At 68.1% G+C, this 1,950-nt stretch carries 3 protein-coding genes; 1 reads left to right on the top strand and 2 read right to left on the bottom strand.

The window, feature by feature from the left end; genetic code table 11:
• A partial coding sequence (locus DSP71_RS09640) for a M23 family metallopeptidase (RefSeq protein WP_147251273.1) occupies positions 1–436 on the top strand: 436 nt, incomplete at its 5' end.
• Between the two features lie 72 nt (positions 437–508).
• Here the strand turns inward: DSP71_RS09640 and DSP71_RS09635 are convergent.
• Positions 509–1,000 carry an inorganic diphosphatase gene (locus DSP71_RS09635; RefSeq protein WP_017204665.1) on the bottom strand — a complete coding sequence of 164 codons (492 nt, stop codon included), beginning with the start codon at positions 998–1,000 and terminating at the stop codon, positions 509–511.
• 83 nt (positions 1,001–1,083) lie between these two features.
• Entirely contained in the window at positions 1,084–1,749 is a 666-nt protein-coding gene (locus tag DSP71_RS09630) for a TMEM175 family protein (RefSeq protein WP_113680978.1), read from the bottom strand.
• Positions 1,750–1,950 lie beyond the last annotated feature (201 nt).

Below are 1,950 nucleotides of genomic sequence, written 5' to 3'. Positions count from 1 at the left end.
TGGCGGAAGCCAGGGCTCCGGCGGCTGGTGCCGTCCGCACGGCGGCGGAAAGAGCTCGGGCTACGGCCCTCGCTCCGTGCAGTGCGGCTCCCAGGGCTGCTCCTCGTCCTTCCACTACGGAACCGACTTCGCCAACGGCTGTGGCTCTCCGATCTACGCCGCGAACTCCGGGACCGTCGACTATGCGGGCCCCAACTCCGGTTACGGCAACTACATCCGCATCCAGCACGGCGGCGGCATCGGCACGGGCTACGCCCACATCCGCGACGGCGGCATCCTCGTCCGTTCGGGTCAGCGCGTGAACTCCGGCCAGGTCATCGCATATGCGGGCAACACCGGCCGCTCGTTCGGCTGCCACCTCCACTTCGAGGTCTACGTCAACGGGCGCCCCGTGAACCCCGTCGCGTTCCTCGGCGATCGCGGAGTGTCGGCCTGAGCCGCTCCCTCCTGACATGAAGAAGACCCCCGGCCGCTGAGCGGAACCGGGGGTCTTCTGCGTGCGTGAGGGTCAGTGGCCCTGCTCGCCGAAACGGACGATCGCCTCGTCGAGGATGCGCTGCGCCTCGGCGGCGTTCCCCCACTCGTCGACCTTGACCCACTTGTTGGGCTCGAGGTCCTTGTAGTGCTCGAAGAAGTGCGCGATCTCCTTCTTCGTGTACTCGGCGATGTCGTCGATGTCCTGGATGTGGGCCCAGCGCGGGTCCTTGGAGAGCACGGCGACGAGCTTGTCGTCTCCGCCGGCCTCGTCGCTCATCTTGAGCACGGCGACGGGGCGGACCTCCACGACGACTCCCGGGTAGATGGCGTGGTCGAGCAGCACGAGCACGTCGAGCGGGTCGCCGTCCTCGCCGAGCGTGTTGTCGAAGTAGCCGTAGTCGGCCGGGTAGCCGAAGGTCGTGTAGAGCACGCGGTCGAGGTGCACTCGCCCGGTCTCGTGGTCGACCTCGTACTTCACGCGGCTGCCGCGCGGGATCTCGATGACGGCGTCGTGTGCGCCCATGCGTGTGCTCCTCAGGAAAAGTTCGGTTGGATACCGCCGACTAGCCTACCTGCGGCGCTCGCACCCCCGTGGGCAGTGAATGCTCAGGATCCGGCGTCGGTCTCCGGCCGAGGCTCTTCGGTTCCGCGCCTGCGCAGCAGCCGATTCAACAGCCTGCTCGTCGGGTCGCTGAGCAGCAGCAGGAAGAGCCCGGCGTACCCGTTCGGCGCAGCGAGGACGGCGATGGCGAGGGCTGCGGCGAACAGGATGATCGCCGCGAGGTCTCCGATCGCCCCCAGCCGGATCGTCTCGGTCGACGCCGTGGTGAGTTCGCGGTGACGCGCGAGATAGAGCCAGCCGGCGAGAGTCGTCACCTGCGTCATGATCAGCGTGCCGATGTAGACCACCGCCTGGAGGGCGTCGGTGTCCATCTGCCCGATCATCGCCGTGGGAACGGGCAGCCAGACGATCGTCGCCATCCACGCGACGTTGATCCACAGGAGGGGGACGGTGACCCACTCCACGTCGCGGTACTGGCGATGGTGGCCCATCCAGAACGTCGCGATGAGGAGGAAGCTCAACCCGAAGCTGAGCAGCTGACCCGCGTGCTCGTTCAGGAATTCGGCGGTGGTCAGCTGACCGGAAGCCGCTTCGGAGACGGACTCCATCAGCGGGAGGATGAGCAGTGTCATGGCGATCGCGACGACGGCATCGACGAAGGCCTTGAACCTCTCGGTGCGGAACGGTCGTGTGCTCGTCTCATCGGTCACGGCGTCAGGATAGCCCCGCCCGCGGCCGTCGCCGGCGATCGGGACAGGGCGCGCCGTTCCCTGCGGTGCCCTAGCGTGGAGGCGTGCCGTCACTCGCTCCCGCCATCGCCGAGATCCGCCTCGCCGTGCGCACCGCGCTCGCCGACCTTCCCGAGGGTGCGGCCGTCATCGTCGCCCTGTCCGGGGGTGCGGATTCGCTCG

Source organism: Microbacterium sp. H6, assembly GCF_003314775.1.
GTDB classification, from domain to species: domain Bacteria; phylum Actinomycetota; class Actinomycetes; order Actinomycetales; family Microbacteriaceae; genus Microbacterium; species Microbacterium oxydans.
The sequence above is the reverse complement of the archived record's forward strand: the minus strand, read 5'-3'. Positions and strand labels throughout refer to the sequence as shown.

Excerpts from the sequence above, each read along its gene's own strand:
- DSP71_RS09635 (WP_017204665.1), bottom strand. The coding sequence starts at position 1,000 with ATGGGCGCACACGACGCCGTCATCGAGATCCCGCGCGGCAGCCGCGTG.